Raw genomic sequence first — 17,101 nt, forward strand, 5'->3', positions numbered from 1 at the left:
AGGAATCTGAAACCATGCTCCACACACTGACCCCACGCCTCGTCTACTTCGGGCTTGCCGCCCTGGCACTGTTCGCCATGCTGTTCGCCTGGTACCTGGAGTACCAGGTGGGGCTGAACCCCTGCCCCCTGTGCATGACCCAGCGCGTGTTCGTGATCGCCGGCGGCGTGGTTGCCCTGCTGGCAGCACTGCACAATCCGCGCGCCTGGGGCCGCCGCGTGTATGGCCTGCTGTGTGCCCTGCTCGCCATCGGTGGCGGTGCGGTGGCGGCACGCCACGTCTGGCTGCAGCACCTGCCGCCCGACCAGGTGCCAGCCTGCGGCCCCAGCCTGGAATACATGCTGGAGACGCTGCCCTTCAAGGACACGCTGAGCATGGTGCTGATGGGCGATGGCAACTGTGCGGAAACCCACTGGACGCTGCTGGGTCTGAGCATCCCCGAGCAGACACTGCTGCTGTTCATCGCCCTCACCGTGATCAGCCTCTGGCAAACACTGCGCCGAGGCTGACCCCGCGGCGTGCTTGCGACCGGCCTCCCCCTGTGCCTATAGTGGCAGCCGAAGTCACCGCCAACGCAAGAGCACGCCGCATGCCGTCACGCAACCAAGATCCCGCTGAACAGTTCCAGGCCGTCGACAGCCTGCTCACCACCTGGCTGGCGGAGCGCCGTGCCGTACTCGCACGCTACACCGCACTGGTGGTCGCCAGCGACGATGTGCCCGGCTCGGCAGCCATCACCCAACGCCAGCGCGACCTCTGCGAACTGCTGGTGGACTACGTGTCAGCCGGACATTTCGAGGTCTACAACGAGTTGCTGCACGAGGCAGAAGCCTTCGGCGACACGGGTGCAGCGCTGGCGACTGCACTGATCGCCGAGATCGCGGACACAACCGACGTCATTCTGGCCTACGAAGAAAAATACGGGAGCGGCGACCAGTACCCGGAAACCATGCTCAGGGACCTGTCGGCGTTGGGGGAACTGCTGGAATCGCGTTTTGTGTTGGAGGACCGGCTGATCGCCGGCCTCCACACCCAACACCGGCGCCAGCTACAGTCGGCGCCGGAAGAAGCTCGCTAGCGCTTAGCCTTCAGCGCCGTCTGCAGGGGCTTCGGCGTCATCAGCCGCCTTGGTCACCGAGATCAACTCCACCTCAAACACCAGAGCCGCGTTCGGGCCAATCAGGTTGCCTGCACCGCCGGGGCCATAGGCGAGATCAGCTGGAATAAACAGCTTCCACTTGGCGCCGGGTGACATCAGCTGCAGTGCCTCGGTCCAGCCTGCAATCACCTGGCTGACGCCAAAGCTGACGGTTTCGCCGCGCTTGTAGGAGGAATCGAACTCAGTGCCGTCCACCAGCGTGCCACGGTAGTGAACTTCCACCATATCGTCTGCACTCGGGCTTGCGCCTTCACCCGCCTCAATCACTTCGTATTGCAGGCCGGATTCCGTCACCACAACACCGTCGCGCTGGGCATTTTCTGTCAGGAAGGCCTCTGAAGCTGCCAGGTTGGCCTCACCGGCAGCCGCAATCGCCGCCTGCTGCTCGGCCATGGCGCGCTCCTGATACGCCTGCATCTCGGCCTGAATTTCTTCCGGCGTCATGCGTGGCTCGGCACCTTCCATGGCGTCGCGCAGGCCCGCGCTGAAAGCATCGACATCCATCGGCACACCGTCTGCGGCCATGCGCTGGCCCAGGCCGAACGCAATACCGTAGCTGAGGCGCTGATTGCTGTCCTCCAGCATCACGGTGGCGGCAGTGTCTGCAGCTTCAGGCGCAGACTGCTGGTTACAGGCCTGCAAGGTCACAGTCGCGACCAGGGCAAGCGGCAATGCGTATTTCTTCATAATGGGTTCCATGGGTAAGAGAAATGGACATGCGGAAAAACCGACAGGCGGCAGATCATACTACCGCGGACCACCTCTATGCCACCCCCGGCCCGGCGAGCAGCCCGGCGAGCCGCTGCACCAGCGCCTCCTGCTCCGCAGCCACACAACACCCGGAAGCCAGCAGGCACCCCAGGGCAGCGACCAGCGCCACCTCCAGCGCCGGGGCTGGCACACACGCCGCACAGCGCTCATGCCAGGCCCATATGGCCCCCTGCTGCGTCTGCTCCGCCATCAGCTCAAGCGCCTTGACCTGCTGCCGAAGCTCGGCCGCCTGTGGCAGGTCGCGCCAGTCGCGACGCAGGGCGCGCAGCGGCTGCACCACCCGCTGGCTCCAGGGGGCCACACAGGCCTGCAGCTCCCGCCATTGCGCGCTGGGCAGCTGCAACCCGCTGTGTGCCAGCCAGGCCGCATACAGGAGCAGATTCACATCGGCGCCACACCGGTCCTGCGCCTCAATACACGCCTCGGCCACGCCCGGCTGACCGTAGCAGTGCAGAGAGAATGTCCACAAGGGATGCGTCATCGCGTCTCCGGCTGGTGAGAGGCACAGGCTGCGCGTAGAATGCGCGTCCTGATGATCATACTACGCGATATCGAACTGCGGCGGGGCAGCAAACTGTTGCTCGAAGGCGCCAGCGTCACTCTGCAACCGGGGCAAAAACTGGCCCTGATCGGGGCCAATGGCAGCGGCAAGTCCAGCCTGTTCGCCATGTTGCTGGGCACGCTGCAGGCGGACGGCGGCGATATCGAGGGTATGAACAACCTGCGCCTCGCCCACATGGCGCAGGAAGTGGCCACCACCCATGAAACGGCCGGGCGCTATGTATTGCAGGGTGACACTGAACTCGCGCGCCTGTGCGCCGAACTGGAAAGCGCTGAGGGTTCGGGCGACTTCCAGCGCGCCGCAGCCCTGCACACCGCCATGGAAGAGGCCGACGGCTACAGCGCCGACAGCCGTGTGCAGCGACTGCTGCAGGGGTTGGGCTTTGCGCCCGATGCCGCAGCACGGCCGGTCAGCGATTTTTCCGGCGGCTGGCGCATCCGGCTCAATCTGGCCCGCGCGCTGATGACGCCCTCCGATATGCTGCTGCTGGATGAGCCTACCAACCACCTGGATCTGGATGCGACCCTGTGGCTGGAACAGTGGCTGCAGGCCTACCCCGGCACCCTGCTGATGATCTCGCATGATCGCGACTTCATTGACGCCACCTGCGAGCGCATCCTCAGCATTGAACACGAGCAATTGCACACCTGGAAAGGCAACTACTCTGACTACGAGCGTCTGCGCGCCGAGATGCTTGCCAACCAGCAGGCCAGCTTCGAGAAGCAGCAGCAACGCATCGCCCACATCGAGGATTTCGTGCGCCGCTTCCGCTATAAGGCGACCAAGGCGCGCCAGGCACAGAGCCGGCTGAAAGAACTGGAGCGCATGCAGCAGCTGGCGCCCGCGCACATCGACTCACCGTTCAATTTCATGTTCCCGCCGGCGGGCAAGAGCAGTGATCCCCTGCTGCGCATTGACGAGGCCGACCTGGGTTACGCCGGTAAACCGGTGCTGCACAACGTCAACCTGGTGCTGCGCCCCGGTTCTCGCATCGGCCTGCTGGGGAAGAACGGCGCCGGCAAATCCACCCTGCTCAAGAGCCTGATTGGTCGCCTGCCGCTGCTGCGCGGCGTACGTCAGGCCGGGGAGCACTGCCGCATCGGCTATTTCGACCAGCAACAGCTGGAAGCGCTGGACCTTCAGGCCAGCGCCGCACTGCATGTGCAACGCCTGAGTCCGGAGGCGCGGGACCAGGACATCCTGAACTTCCTCGGCGGCTTCAACTTCCGCGGCGACAGCGCCACCCAGCCCATCGCGCCCTTCTCCGGCGGCGAAAAGGCCCGCCTGGCCCTGGCTCTGGTGGTCTGGCAGCGCCCCAACCTGCTGGTGCTGGACGAACCCACCAACCACCTTGATCTCGATATGCGCAACGCCATGGAGATGGCGCTGCAAGGGTATGAGGGCGCGTTGATCCTGGTCAGCCACGACCGTCACTTGCTGCGCAATACGGCGGACGAGCTGCTACTGGTGCACGATGGCGTCGTTGAAGAATATGAAGAAGACCTGAGGGCCTACGAGAAGTGGATCCTCGGCAGCTACCGCACTGGCGACAACGCAGCCACCGCAGGAGCCCCGACTGCGCCGGAAGCCTCGGCCAAGGAACGCCGGCAGCAGGCGGCTGCCCAGCGCGAGCGGCTGCGGCCACTGCAGCGTGAAATCGCACACACCGAAAAGGCCATGGCACAGGTGGAACAAGCGCTGCTCGCGCTGCAGGCGCGACTTGCCGACCCGGAAATGTACGCCGGTAGCAGCACCGGTGAAGTGGCGGATCTGGTCAAACAGGAAGGCGTCCTGAAGGCAGAACAGTCACAACTTGAGGAACGCTGGCTGACGCAACAGGAAGAGCTGGAAGCGATTACGGCGCCGGGATAACAGCGTCCAGCTGGCACAGGGCGAGCTTGGCATCGCGCGACAGGCGTTTGATGGCTGCTTCCCGGCGCTGGGCTGTCGCCCGGTCCGCCGCCGGCTCACTCCAGAGCAACTGCACAGGGCGCCGCCCGCGAGTGTAACGCGGCCCACCGCTGCGCTCGCCGTTATGCTGGGCCAGCCGCCGCTGCATGTCGACGGTGACGCCGGTGTACAGGCTGCCATCGACGCACTGCAACAGGTACACCACCCAGGTCGATTCAGTCGCGATCACGCGGCTCTCACCCATACGCAAGGCATAAGGTCATAACGAAAAACTCCTGAGCGCCGGTTGTACGCACATTGCCCAATGGTATCATTGCGCCTCATCGACGGGCGGTGAACCGCGGCGGATGTGCTGCCGTACCAACGCCACAGCAACTGGAGAGCACCATGAGCGAAAACATCGTACACGTCAGCGATGCAAGTTTTGACGCCGACGTCCTCAACGCCGACCTGCCGGTACTGGTTGATTTCTGGGCAGAGTGGTGTGGCCCCTGCAAGATGATCGCCCCCGTGCTGGACGAGATTGCCAGCGAATACGCGGGCAAACTCAAGGTCTGCAAAGTGGATGTGGATGCCAACCCCGAGATTCCGCCGAAATTCGGCATTCGTGGTATCCCGACGCTGATCCTGTTCAAAGGTGGCAGCGCCGAAGCGACCAAAGTCGGTGCCCTGTCCAAGAGCCAGCTCGTGGACTTTATCAAGGAAGTCATCTAGGACACAGTGGCCTGGCCCGCCTGTCGCGCTGTGCAGAACAGGCGGGCCAAAAATCCTAGACGCCTCCAGCACAGCGTGCTACATTCAGTTTCGTTGCACGGCCCCGTGCCGCGATAATAACTCTGCCACCCAACGATTTAACGCTGCATTCACGTCGCCTCTGGCCGGCCTTCCGGCAGCGCGTTCGTTTGCATTGAACGTCTTCCCCGAACAACAACTCAGCGCTCCTCTATGAATCTAACTGACCTAAAAACCAAATCCACGCAGGAACTGATCGATATTGCGAAAGAGATCGGCCTCGAAAACATGGCCCGGTCCCGCAAGCAGGACATCATTTTCGCCATTCTCAAGCGCCACGCCAAAAGTGGCGAGGACATTTCCGGCGATGGTGTTCTGGAAATCCTGCAGGATGGCTTTGGTTTCCTGCGCTCCGCCGACAGCTCCTACCTCGCCGGGCCGGATGACATCTACGTATCACCCAGCCAGATCCGCCGTTTCAACCTGCGCACGGGTGACAGCATTTCCGGCAAGATACGCCCGCCGAAGGACAGCGAACGCTACTTCGCGCTGCTCAAGGTCAGTGAGATCAACTTCAACCGCCCGGAGAACGCGAAGCACAAGATTCTCTTCGAGAACCTGACGCCCCTGTTTGCCGATCAGCGACTGAAGCTGGAGAAGGGCAACGGCAGCACTGAGGACCTGATTGGTCGCGTCATCGACCTGGTGGCACCCATCGGCAAGGGCCAGCGCGGCTTGCTGGTGGCGCCGCCCAAGGCCGGCAAGACGGTCATCATGCAAAGCATCGCCCAGGCCATCCTGACCAACAATCCCGAATGCTACATCATCGTGCTGTTGATTGATGAGCGACCGGAAGAGGTCACCGACATGCAGCGCACCGTGGGTGTGCGTGGCGCCGAAGTGGTTGCTTCCACCTTCGACGAACCACCCTCGCGGCACGTGCAGGTGGCCGATATGGTCATCGAGAAAGCCAAGCGGCTGGTGGAGCACAAGCGCGATGTCGTGATCCTGCTGGATTCCATCACCCGCCTGGCGCGCGCCTACAACACGGTGGTGCCGAGTTCCGGCAAGGTCCTCACCGGCGGTGTCGATGCTCACGCCCTGGAGCGCCCCAAACGGTTTTTTGGCGCGGCGCGCAACATCGAAGAAGGCGGCAGCCTGTCGATTATCGCCACAGCGCTGGTCGACACCGGTTCGAAAATGGATGAGGTGATTTACGAAGAGTTCAAGGGCACCGGCAATATGGAGCTGCACCTGGACCGCAAGATCGCCGAAAAGCGGGTCTACCCCGCCATCAACATCCGTCGCTCCGGCACCCGCCGCGAGGAACTGCTCACCGGCGAGGAAGAACTGCAGCGCATGTGGATTCTGCGCAAGCTGCTGCACAGCATGGAAGATGGCCCGGCGATTGAGTTCCTGCTCGACAAACTCCGGGACACCAAGACCAACGACGAATTCTTCATGTCCATGAAACGCAAATAAAGTTAATGCGGAGCTGGCGTGGGCCGGCTCCGCTGCGCGCTATACTGTCCCCTCCCCCGCAACACCCGCCAGGACAGCCTGTGACCTACAAAGACCTTCGCGAATTCATCACTGCACTTGAACAGCGCGGTGAACTGGTGCGTATCCGGCAGGAAATTGATCCCCATCTTGAAATGACAGAAATTGCCGACCGCACGCTGCGCGCGGGTGGGCCAGCACTGCTGTTCGAGAACCCGAAAGGCAGCCGCATTCCGGTACTCGCCAATTTATTCGGCACGCAGACCCGGGTTGCCCTGGGCATGGGCGCCGAGAACGTGCAGGCGCTGCGGGAGATAGGGGAGATCCTCGCCTACCTGCGCCAGCCCGACCCGCCCAAAGGGCTGCGCGATGCCTGGGAAAAAGCACCGCTGCTTAAACAGGTGATGAACATGGGACCCAGGCTGGTACGCAACGCGCCGTGCCAGTTCCACGCCAAAAGTGGCGACGACGTGGATCTCTATCAACTTCCCATTCAGACCTGCTGGCCCGGCGATGCCGGGCCACTGGTCACCTGGCCCCTGGTGATTACGCGCGGGCCGAACAAGACCCGGCAGAATCTCGGCATCTACCGCATGCAACTCATCGGGCGCAATAAATTGATCCTGCGCTGGCTGTCACACCGCGGCGGTGCGCTGGACTACCGCGACTGGCAACTGCAGAACCCCGGCAGCCGCTACCCTGTCGCCATTGCCCTGGGCGCGGACCCGGCCACCACACTGGGTGCGGTCACTCCAGTCCCGGACAGCCTGTCGGAGTACGCCTTTGCCGGCCTGCTGCGCGGCGCCAAGACCGAACTGACCGAATGCTACACCGAGGGCTGCCGGAAACACGGATTACAGGTACCGGCCAGCGCCGAGTTCATCCTTGAGGGGTATCTGGAACCCGGAGAAATGGCCGACGAAGGCCCCTTCGGTGACCACACCGGCTATTACAACGAAGTCGAGCGCTTCCCGGTGTTTACGGTGGAGGCCATTACGCACCGCGAGGACCCGATATACCACAGCACCTATACCGGACGGCCTCCGGACGAACCCGCCATTCTCGGCCTGGCACTGAATGAGGTCTTCGTGCCGATCCTGCAGAAACAGTTTCCGGAGATTGTGGATTTCTATCTGCCGCCCGAGGGCTGCTCCTACCGCATGGCGATCGTGACCATGCGCAAGGAATACCCCGGGCATGCGAAACGCGTGATGCTGGGTGTGTGGTCTTTCCTGCGCCAGTTCATGTACACCAAATTTGTCATCGTGACAGATGAGGATGTGAACGCACGCGACTGGCAGGACGTTATCTGGGCCATGACCACGCGTATGGATCCACAGCGCGACAGCGTTTTCATCGACAACACGCCCATCGACTATCTCGACTTTGCCTCGCCAGTGGCAGGGCTCGGATCGAAAGTGGGTTTTGATGCCACCAACAAGTGGCCGGGCGAGACCAGCCGTGAATGGGGCACACCCATCGTCATGAGCAGCGAGGTGAAGGCGCGCGTTGACACCCTGTGGGATGAGTTGGGCATTGAACGACCCGATACCGCGCGGCGCTAGACGCCCGGGCTAGCGCAGGGCTGCGGGACTGGCGTCGGCCCGTTTTGGCTGGGGCAAGAGCGGCAGGCTGGTTTCCCGCAGCAACAGACCCTCGCGGAAGTACCCGGCGCTCTCCCGGTCCTCCCCCAGTGCGGCCAGCAAACGTCCCAACTCCGCGCAGACTTCAGGAGTGCGGCGCTGCCGGTAGCTGCTCTCGAAGTAATCCCGCGCCTTGCCCCACAGCTCGTGCCGGCAGGAAAGTCGCCCCAGGGTCAACAGCAACTGGTAGTCGCGGGGGTGATCCGCCAGCCACGCCTCTGCCTGGGCCAGCTGACGCCCCGCATCCGGCAATTCCACGTAGCCGAACAATCGCGCAAGGTCGCCGTCCCAATCCTGTTTCAATGCCCGCTGGATCACCTTGGCCGCGCCGCTGACATCCCCCGCGTGGATCAGGTAACCCACATAGCTGCGCAGCACCACCTTGTCCTGCCGCAGTGCCGCAGGCGTCGCCTGCCAGCGCTGATGCAGAGCCACCGAGGCGGAGTCACCACCGGCCGTCGCGCAGGCCTCCAGCAGCTGCGTGTGCACGGTGCGCTCCAGATCAAGCAGTGCAGCATCGTCCAGCACGGCGTGTTTGCGCAACTCTGGCAACAATTTGAGCAGTGCATCCCAGTCTTCCAGCGCACGGTAGGCTTTGTGCAGCAACTTCAGCACATAGGGGTGCCGCCCCGCGTTGCGGCGCGCGCGCTCCAGGGTGGCCACCGCCTGCTCAAACTGCCCACCCTGCAGTTTCAGCTCAGCCTGGGTCAGTTCCACGGCAATACCGGCATCAGAACCCGCCTGCTCTGCCATGCCCAGGTACTCACGCATTTTATCCGCTTCATCCAGCTGAAAACTGGCGCGAGCCGCAATCAGGTAGTTGAGCAGGGGAACTTCGCTGTGCTCGGCGCCGCCCACCAGCTGCCGCCGGGCACGCTCCCAGTTACCTTCGATGAAATTGATCAACCCGCGGTGCGTCAACCGGGCCGCCCGCCGCGTCTTGCGCTGCCCCAACCAGCCGGCAATGGATCGCTGCCCGGAAAACACTTTGCGCAACAGCGCTATGGCGGCGTACAGCAGGAGTGCGATCAAGGCGAGCAGCACCAGGCCTACCCACAGGCTGGTTTCCACGGTGTACTGCCCATAGGCGATCAGCACATAGCCGGGGTGGTTTTCGATCAGGGCAACCACCCCGACACCGAGCAGCAGGGCGAGCAGCGCCAGTATCAGCAACCCACGCATGGCTACTGCGCTCCGTCGCGCTGCAGGCGCGGCTCGGTATAGGTTTTCAGCGCAGCCAGCGATGTGGAGATATCCGGCAACGGCACGGCAATCACCTCATCCGCCAGATCGTCCAGCTCACGCACTGCAGCGGCCGCCGCCGCCTCATCGGCGAGGAAAAACTCCATCAGCCAGCGCCTGGCGCGCTGCAGGCTGGCGGTGTAAAGCGCCTGATTCCCGGACAGCAATGCCACCTGTGCCTGCTGGAGCAGCATCACCAGGTTCTGGCGCAGCAGCCCCTCCCACTGCGGGTCCACCAGTGCCTCGACAGGCACTTCGCGACGGCGCACGACAATATAATGTGACAGTGTGGACAACGCCTGTTGGTAACCCTGCTGCAGACGCTGCTGCCAGGTATCGGCGGGCGCTGCCTCGTCCTCCCCGGCGCGCTGCGGCAGTTCAAAGATCACCAACCCCGCGACCTGGTCGACCAGCGCGCCGAGGCGCAGGTAGAGACCCTCGACATCCAGCTCAGGCAGCGCGCGCAAGGCCGCGAGGTCTTCGGCCACTGCGCGGCGTACCGGGTGCAGGCCCACGCTGTCCAGTTGCCGCAGGATTCCGTCCGCGCTCTGCAGCAGACGCTGGGCGGAGGCCGTATCGCCGGCCATGATCAGGCGCTGATTGGCCAGACGCAGCAGATACTCGACTTCCGCCAGCAACCAGCTGTCGCGGTCGCCACCCCGTAACTGCGCCAGTTCCGCACGCTGCTCCGCCAACCGCGACTCCAGGGCCTCCAGCCGTGAGGCCTGCTCCTGCACCGACAGTGCCTGACTTTGCAAGCGGGGCTGCAGCGCATCCAGCCGTTGTTCCAGCGCATCCTGCACATCGCGCTCAAGCGCACGCAGTTCAGCGCGCAGCGCCGAGTCATCAGCAGCCACCGCCTGCGAGGGTGTATCGGACGCTTCCAGCTCTGCGAGACGCTGCAACAGGGCTGCTTCCCGCGCCTGAGCCTCCCAGAATGCCCAGCCGGCGGCAGCTCCCAGGCCCACCGCCAACAGCAACGCCAACCACGCCACCGCGCCGCCGGAACGGGCAGCAGGTGGCGTCTGCGTCGGCGCGGCAGGCTTGTCGCCGGGGATTCCCTGTGCCGCCGTGTTTTCCTCCACCGGCGCCTCGGCAGCCGGTGTTGCGGGCGCTTCGGTCAGGTCTTTTTCTTCACTCACATGTTCTCTCCCTTAGCCGGGGTCCAGCGCTCCAGCGCGCGCAGCATCGCGCCATCAGACGCATTGTCCGCAATCAGGCAATGCCGGAATCCCGCTGCCATCGCCGCATCCGCAACGCGGCGCGAGGGCAACAGCAAGGTGACTGCCTGTAACTTAGTGGTTTCTGCGGGGCTAAGCAACGCCAACATGGTCTCAAGGCCTTCGCCGCTGCTGATGCAAATCAGGTCTACCTGCCACCGTGCCAGCAGCGCGGCAAGTTCGCCCGGTGCCATGCGCGGGCGGACACGGCGGTAGCAGGTCAGGGTTTCAACCTGAGCGCCACGCCGCTCAAGTTCCTCGCGCAGCGTGTCGCGCCCGCCCTGCCCCTTGACGATCAGCACGCGTTGTCCGGCGCAGTCACGCAGGCCCGGCAGTTCCAGCAACCCTTCACTGCTCATGTTCTCCCCGGGGGTCTGGGCCACCACATCGAAGGCGGCAAGCGCGCGGGCCGTGCCCTCACCCACCGCGTACCAGTGCAGACCGGCGGGCAGTTGCGGCCAGTAGCCCTCGATCACCGGCAGGCTGAAATTCACCGCATTCGCACTGATAAAAATGACGTGCTGTACACGGTCGAGGTCCAGGATGCGGGCCCGCTCGACTGCCGGTAGCGGCGCCACCGGCTCCAGGGCCAAAAAAGGCAGGTGGTGTGCTGTGAACCCGCGCGCCGTCAGCGCATTGCACAGCCTGTCACCCTGTCCCGCCGGGCGGGTAACCAGCACCGACCTAGCGCCCATAGACCTCAGCCAGTATGGCGCCCGCGCCCTGCGCCAGGAGGTCCTCGGCCACCGCGACTCCCAATGCCTCGGCCTCCACAACCGGCGCGCGCCCTTCGGCACGCAGCAGCCGCGCACCATCCGGCTGCCCGACGAGGCCGCGCAGCCACAGTGTTTCACCACCGGATTCGAACTCTGCGTAGCAGGCAATCGGGACCTGGCAGCCACCTTCCAGTCGGCGATTCAACGCGCGCTCCGCGGTCACCCGCTGCGCGGTCGGCGCGTGGTGCAGGGGCTGCAACAGCGCCAGCAGCTGTTGGTCATCACTGCGCAGCTCGATACCCACCGCACCCTGCCCGCCCGCGGGCAGTGAATCCGCCACAGGCATACGCTGGCGGATCCGATCGGCCATTTCCAGACGCAGCAGGCCGGCAGTCGCCAGGATAATCGCGTCGTACTCACCGGCATCAAGCTTGCGCAGGCGGGTGTTGACATTGCCGCGCAGAAAGCGGACTTCGAGGTCGGGGCGCGCGGCACGCAGCTGACACTCCCGGCGCAGGCTTGAAGTCCCCACCACACTGCCCGGCGGCAGCGCGGCAACGCTGTCGTAATAATTGCTGACAAAGGCATCCCGGGGGTCTTCCCGGGCACAGATCACGCCCAGACAGAGCCCCTCGGGGAACGCCATGGGCACATCTTTCATCGAGTGCACCGCGATATCCGCACTGCCGTCGAGCAGTGCGGTTTCCAGCTCTTTGACGAACAGGCCCTTGCCGCCGACCTTGGCCAGCGGCACATCCAGCAACTGGTCCCCGCGCGAGGTCATGCCCAACAGCTGCACATCAAGGCCGGGGTGCGCACGCTGCAACGCGTCACGGACAAATTCAGCCTGCCACAGTGCGAGCGGGCTTTCTCGGGTAGCGATGGTAATGGTGCGAGGCATGAACAGCTTCCTGGGGCTCGAGCCGCGATGATACCAGCCGCGCCCCGGCGCCGCGACTTCAGCTACCGCGCGCTCAGCCTTGCTGCAGCCGGGCCTTCACGTCGGCGAGATGACGACGGCTGACCTGTGGACGCAGCTCCACGCCGTCCAGTTCTACTGACCAGCCACCGCCTGCATCCCGGCGCAGGCGCCGGATGTGCCGCCGCGCCACAAGGGCATTGCGATGCACACGCAGGAAGTCCGTTGCAAACTCCTGCTCCAGATCCTTCAGCGCGTCCTGAATCAGCAGCTCGCGCTCCGGGGCAACCGCCGTGACATACTTCTGCCCGGCGATAAAGCAGCGCACGTCGGCGATGGGCAGGGTCTCCAGACCGCGATGCCCCTGGCTACTGACCTGGGTGCGGCCCGCCGGCTCGCCATCCGAGAGTGCAGCCAGCTGCACACGGTTCACCCGCCCCGCTGTCGCCAGGGCCCGCGCGAGCTCCGTTTCGCGCACCGGCTTCAGCAAATAGGCAACCGCCTGATGACGCAGCGCATCGAGCGCGTACTCATCATAGGCCGTACAGAAAATCACTGCGGGTGGCGCGGGCAGACGATCCAGCGCCGCAGCCACCTCGATGCCGTCCATGCCAGGCATGCGCACATCCAGCAACACCAGCGAAGGGTCCTCGCGTGCCAGCAGTGCCAGGGCATCCTCACCCGAACCGGCTTCGATGACCTCTGCTTCGGGCCGCAGCCGCTGCAGCAGTCGACGCAGGCGGTCCCGTGCCAACGGTTCATCATCCACCAGCAGGATTTTCATACCGCAGGCCCCGCCGGATAGCGCAGCGCGACCTGGAACGCCCCACTACCGGCTCGCTGGCGCAGGCTGGCGGCATCGCCGTACAGCGCCTGCAAGCGCTGCTCGATGTTGCTCAGGGCCATGCGCTCACCTCGACTGGGGGCTGGCGGGTCCGGCCGTGGATTGTCAATCACCACCTGTACATCGCTTCCTTCGCGCTGCACGGAAATCCGGATCACGCCCCCCGCCGGGAGCAGCGATACACCGTGGTACACAGCGTTTTCCACCAGTGGCTGCAGGATGAGACTGGGCATCGGCAGACTGGCAACCGCCTCGGCCACCTCCCATTCCACCTGCAGGCGATCACCCAGGCGCAACCGCTCAATACCCAGGTAGAGTTCACAGCGGTGCACCTCTTCCGCCACGGTATCACCGGGGCCAGCCTGGCGCAGGCTGGCACGGAACAGTTCCGCCAGGTCCTCCACGGCGGTCTCAGCCCGCTCCGGGTGTGAGGCGATCAGGCTGGCAATGCTGTTCAGAGTATTGAACAGGAAGTGCGGGCGGATACGGGCCTGCAGGGAATCGATACGCGCCTGCAGCTCCGAACGCTCCCGCAGGGTCAGTTGCTGTTGCAGATAGAAGTAGCGCAGCGTGATACCTGTGACCAGCGCGGCAACCAGCATGTTGCGCAGTACCCACCAGCGATCATCCGCATCCACCATCAGGCCGGGGTAGAAATGCAGAATCAGCTCGCCGGACAGCCCCGTGACGGCGACGACCAGCACGATGCTACCCACCGCGGCAAGCCACAGGCTGTGCCGCGAGAACCACCCCCGCAAGAGGCAGAGGGTCACCGCGCTGGCCAGCACCAGCCACTGCACCAGCACCGAACCGGTGGCGAGTACGGTCCATTCGAAACGCGGCAGGCTGCTCACCGCCAGTGTATACATCAGGACCATCAGCTCAGCCAGCAACACCAGGAACAGCAGCGGACGCGGCGCGCAGAGATCGGGGATGAAAAACGCACCCGAGGCCTGTGCCCGCGCCCTCAGTTGCTGCTCCCCCATCTCCCGCATGTACACAAACCCTCGTCCACCCAGTGGTATACTTGCACCCAAGAGCGGCGGGTACAAGCGCCAGAACCCAAACCTCAGCCTGCCGCGGGCCTTCAACCAGACATGGATCAACATGAGCAAGCAGACAGACACCAATACACTCTGGGGTGGGCGTTTCGCTGAACCCACTGACCAGTTCGTCCAGCGCTTCACTGCGTCCGTGGAATTTGATCAGCGCATGGCGGCCGAGGACATCCAGGGGTCCAGAGCACATGCCGACATGCTGTGCGCAGTCGGTGTGCTGTCCGAGGCCGAGCGCAAACAGATCCAGAACGGGCTCGACCAGGTGGCAGCTGAGATCGCGGCCGGCGAGTTCCAGTGGTCCATCGAGCGCGAAGACGTGCACATGAATATCGAGGCGCGCCTGACCGAGCTGATTGGCAATACCGGAAAGAAACTGCACACCGGTCGTTCGCGCAACGATCAGGTCGCGACGGATATCCGCCTGCACCTGCGTGCAGCCATCGATGCCATTGGCGCGGAGCTGACGCGCCTGCAGCGGGGCACCATCGGGCTGGCAGCCGAGCACTGCACAACCATCATGCCCGGCTTCACCCACCTGCAGACCGCGCAGCCCGTGGTGTTCGGGCATCACCTGCTGGCCTGGAATGAAATGCTGGAACGCGATTATGGCCGGCTTATGGACTGCCGCGCCCGGCTCAACCAGTCTCCGCTCGGTGCGGCTGCACTGGCCGGCACCACCTATCCCATTGACCGTGAGATGACAGCGCACGCGCTGGGCTTCGATCGGCCGACGGCCAACTCGCTGGATTCGGTCTCGGACCGGGATTTCGCCATCGAGTTCTGCAGTTTCGCCGCGCTGCTGATGACGCACCTGTCGCGCATGTCCGAAGAACTGGTGCTGTGGACGTCAGCCCAGTTCAACTTCGTCGAGCTGCCGGACCGTTTCTGCACCGGCTCGTCCATCATGCCGCAGAAAAAGAACCCGGACGTCCCCGAACTGGTGCGCGGCAAGGTCGGTCGGGTCAACGGCCATCTCATCTCCCTGCTCACCTTGATGAAAAGCCAGCCTCTGGCCTACAACAAGGACAACCAGGAAGACAAGGAGCCGCTCTTCGATACCATTGATACCGTACTGGGCAGCCTGCGCGCCTTTGCCGACATGGTGCCTGCCATCCGGCCGCGCGCGGCGCAGATGCGGGAGGCGGCACGCCGTGGGTTTTCCACCGCGACCGATCTCGCAGACTATCTCGTGCGCAAGGGGCTGCCCTTCCGCGACGCCCACGAAGTGGTGGGCAAAGCGGTCGCCCACGGCGTGGCCAGCGGAGCCGACCTGGCCGAAATGTCGTTGGCTACGCTACAGGGGTTCAGTGGGGAGATCGATGCCGACGTGTTCGACGTGCTGACTCTGGAGGGCTCGGTGGCCGCGCGCGATCACCTGGGGGGCACTGCGCCACGGCAGGTACAGGCGGCCGCGGATGCGGCGCTGCAGCGGCTGTCAGCCCGCCCGCAGTAGGCCCGGCGAGGCGTGCCGGCGGACGCCGGCCCAGTCAGGGCACAAAGCGCAGGCTGGCCTGAAAGGTGATATCCGGCGCCGTCTCGACCCGGATATCCTCCATAAACCCGGCTTCCAGCGCCCAGCGGTCCGTCAGCTGCCAGCGCGCACCCACATTCAGCAGCAGGGCGCTGTCGCCCAGGGCCGTCAGATTGCTCTGCAGCGGAGCGGCGTGGGCATCGACCTGCGCCAGCAAGGTGACGCGCTCATGCACGGCCCAGCTCACCCCCATACCGGCAAACCAGAGATTGCGCTCCTGCGCGGCACGCAGCCCCGGAACCTGCCCCGCTCTCAGATAACCCGCCTGCCCAAACAGCTGCCAGACGCTCTGCGGGGGCAAGCCGTCGGCCCGCAACACCAGGAAAACATCCTCCGCGCCACTGCCCAGCAGCTCGCGCTCTTCTCCGGTCGCCAGCTTGTACCCCAATCCGGCGCTCAGGCGCCAGCTCCCCCCAGTGCGCAATGCGCGGTGCAGGCCCAGGGTGACATCACCCGCTCCGGAGACGCTGTCCTGCAGGGCAAACGCCGCCGTCGAATTCAGATAGCGGAAGTCCAGCTGGTCGCGGGGCACCGCATCACGCCCCCCATCCGGCATTCCCCACAGGCTGTGCCAGCTGTCGATCAGCGCATCCAGCGAGCCGCCGCTGTGGCTCAGCCAGGGCAGCTCCACCTGCAGCTCCCAGCCGGGTGCCAGGCCATAGCGCCACTCGAGGGCGAGGCGGTGGGTTTCACCATCCAGGCGCAGTGCCTCCCCGGTGGCGCTGTCGAACACGGCGTGGCTGGCCATCGCGCCATGCACGGCGAAAGCCATGTCCTGCGCAGGCACCAGCGCGGCACCGCGCATCGAGGGCAAGCCCAGAAGACCGCTGACCGGTGTCAGGTTCTTGCCGTACAGCGGCTCCACCGCCTGGGCCGCACCGGCCAGGAGCAGCAGGGCAGTCAGGCCGCCAATGGCACAGCGACGCAGGGACACCTTGAGGGAAACACACGCTCGCACGGGCAGGGCCTCAGTAACAAACCCCTGATCCTGCCATGATCCCGCGCGCAATTCGAGCCTTTGCCGAGGCGCCGCCCCCGGGCCTGCCCGCCCCGCGTTGTGCAACGCAGAATCCTGCGTCAATTCGGGTATACTGCGCGCTTTTATGGACGGAACCCCAGCCATGCCCATGACGCGCCCTCACTGGCTGTTTGCCCCACTACTGGCCCTGCTGGCCGGCTGCGGGCAGACCGGCCCCCTGCAGTTGCCGCCGCAGGGAGAGGCGCCCGCGACCACGCCGGTGGCGAGTGCAGGGCTGCCAGCAACGACGGCTCACGCTTCCGCAACCTACTGAG

At 64.6% G+C, this 17,101-nt stretch carries 18 protein-coding genes; 8 read left to right on the forward strand and 10 right to left on the reverse strand.

From position 1 onward, the window contains the following. Positions 1–14 precede the first annotated feature (14 nt). Entirely contained in the window at positions 15–509 is a 495-nt protein-coding gene (locus R3E49_RS00650) for a disulfide bond formation protein B (protein ID WP_290742311.1), read from the forward strand. A gap of 80 nt (positions 510–589) precedes the next feature. Beyond that, positions 590–1,078: an Rsd/AlgQ family anti-sigma factor gene (locus tag R3E49_RS00655; protein ID WP_290742314.1), complete on the forward strand. Its 489-nt coding sequence runs from the start codon at positions 590–592 to the stop codon at positions 1,076–1,078. A gap of 3 nt (positions 1,079–1,081) precedes the next feature. Here R3E49_RS00655 and R3E49_RS00660 read toward each other — a convergent pair whose 3' ends face one another. Together R3E49_RS00660 and R3E49_RS00665 are read right to left on the reverse strand one after the other, a co-directional pair. After that, positions 1,082–1,846 carry an FKBP-type peptidyl-prolyl cis-trans isomerase gene (locus R3E49_RS00660; RefSeq protein WP_371293288.1) on the reverse strand — a complete coding sequence of 255 codons (765 nt, stop codon included), beginning with the start codon at positions 1,844–1,846 and terminating at the stop codon, positions 1,082–1,084. A gap of 76 nt (positions 1,847–1,922) precedes the next feature. Beyond that, a complete protein-coding gene (locus R3E49_RS00665) occupies positions 1,923–2,411 on the reverse strand; it encodes a TIGR02444 family protein (RefSeq protein WP_371293289.1) in 489 nt (162 codons plus the stop codon). Positions 2,412–2,462: 51 nt separating this feature from the next. Here R3E49_RS00665 and R3E49_RS00670 point away from each other — a divergent pair, with 51 nt between their 5' ends. Then, on the forward strand, positions 2,463–4,364 hold the full coding sequence (locus tag R3E49_RS00670; protein ID WP_371293290.1) for an ABC-F family ATP-binding cassette domain-containing protein: 1,902 nt from the start codon (positions 2,463–2,465) through the stop codon (positions 4,362–4,364). Here R3E49_RS00670 and R3E49_RS00675 read toward each other — a convergent pair. Then, on the reverse strand, positions 4,348–4,632 hold the full coding sequence (locus tag R3E49_RS00675; protein ID WP_371293291.1) for a GIY-YIG nuclease family protein: 285 nt from the start codon (positions 4,630–4,632) through the stop codon (positions 4,348–4,350). The genes R3E49_RS00670 and R3E49_RS00675 overlap by 17 nt on opposite strands. Before the next feature lie 158 nt (positions 4,633–4,790). On the opposite strand from R3E49_RS00675, the gene trxA reads away from it, so the two are divergent. From trxA to ubiD, 3 genes are all read left to right on the forward strand, one after another. Then, a complete protein-coding gene (trxA, locus tag R3E49_RS00680; RefSeq protein WP_371293292.1) occupies positions 4,791–5,117 on the forward strand; it encodes a thioredoxin TrxA in 327 nt (108 codons plus the stop codon). A gap of 231 nt (positions 5,118–5,348) precedes the next feature. Further along, complete coding sequence (gene rho / locus R3E49_RS00685) at positions 5,349–6,617, forward strand: transcription termination factor Rho (RefSeq protein ID WP_290742330.1); 1,269 nt, start codon at positions 5,349–5,351, stop codon at positions 6,615–6,617. Between the two features lie 80 nt (positions 6,618–6,697). Then, positions 6,698–8,200, forward strand: a complete 1,503-nt coding sequence (gene ubiD / locus R3E49_RS00690; protein WP_371293293.1) for a 4-hydroxy-3-polyprenylbenzoate decarboxylase — start codon at positions 6,698–6,700, stop codon at positions 8,198–8,200. 9 nt (positions 8,201–8,209) lie between these two features. Here the strand turns inward: ubiD and R3E49_RS00695 are convergent, their stop codons facing one another. The 6 genes from R3E49_RS00695 to R3E49_RS00720 form a co-directional block, all read right to left on the reverse strand. After that, positions 8,210–9,460 (reverse strand): heme biosynthesis HemY N-terminal domain-containing protein, encoded by a 1,251-nt coding sequence (locus R3E49_RS00695; protein ID WP_371293294.1) that lies wholly within the window; start codon positions 9,458–9,460, stop codon positions 8,210–8,212. 2 nt (positions 9,461–9,462) lie between these two features. After that, positions 9,463–10,662 (reverse strand): uroporphyrinogen-III C-methyltransferase, encoded by a 1,200-nt coding sequence (locus R3E49_RS00700; protein WP_371293295.1) that lies wholly within the window; start codon positions 10,660–10,662, stop codon positions 9,463–9,465. Further along, complete coding sequence (locus R3E49_RS00705) at positions 10,659–11,420, reverse strand: uroporphyrinogen-III synthase (protein ID WP_371293296.1); 762 nt, start codon at positions 11,418–11,420, stop codon at positions 10,659–10,661. Before R3E49_RS00705 ends, R3E49_RS00700 begins: the two co-directional genes overlap by 4 nt. 4 nt (positions 11,421–11,424) lie before the next feature. Continuing rightward, on the reverse strand, positions 11,425–12,357 hold the full coding sequence (hemC, locus tag R3E49_RS00710) for a hydroxymethylbilane synthase (RefSeq protein ID WP_371293297.1): 933 nt from the start codon (positions 12,355–12,357) through the stop codon (positions 11,425–11,427). Positions 12,358–12,430: 73 nt separating this feature from the next. Continuing rightward, entirely contained in the window at positions 12,431–13,159 is a 729-nt protein-coding gene (locus tag R3E49_RS00715; RefSeq protein ID WP_371293298.1) for a LytR/AlgR family response regulator transcription factor, read from the reverse strand. Continuing rightward, on the reverse strand, positions 13,156–14,214 hold the full coding sequence (locus R3E49_RS00720; protein ID WP_371293776.1) for a sensor histidine kinase: 1,059 nt from the start codon (positions 14,212–14,214) through the stop codon (positions 13,156–13,158). The genes R3E49_RS00715 and R3E49_RS00720 overlap by 4 nt, the downstream gene beginning before the upstream one ends. Positions 14,215–14,326: 112 nt before the next feature. Between R3E49_RS00720 and argH the strand changes: the two genes are divergently transcribed. Continuing rightward, a complete protein-coding gene (argH, locus tag R3E49_RS00725) occupies positions 14,327–15,730 on the forward strand; it encodes an argininosuccinate lyase (RefSeq protein WP_371293299.1) in 1,404 nt (467 codons plus the stop codon). Positions 15,731–15,764: 34 nt separating this feature from the next. Here the strand turns inward: argH and R3E49_RS00730 are convergent, their stop codons facing one another. Next, positions 15,765–16,766: a DUF3187 family protein gene (locus R3E49_RS00730; protein ID WP_371293300.1), complete on the reverse strand. Its 1,002-nt coding sequence runs from the start codon at positions 16,764–16,766 to the stop codon at positions 15,765–15,767. A gap of 163 nt (positions 16,767–16,929) precedes the next feature. Here R3E49_RS00730 and R3E49_RS00735 point away from each other — a divergent pair, with 163 nt between their 5' ends. Next, the gene (locus R3E49_RS00735) at positions 16,930–17,100 is read left to right on the forward strand and encodes a lipoprotein (protein WP_371293301.1); all 171 of its coding nucleotides are present in this window, start codon (positions 16,930–16,932) and stop codon (positions 17,098–17,100) included. Position 17,101: the final 1 nt, after the last annotated feature.

Origin of the sequence: Haliea sp. (genome assembly GCF_041395985.1) — a bacterium.
Lineage (GTDB): Bacteria > Pseudomonadota > Gammaproteobacteria > Pseudomonadales > Halieaceae > Haliea.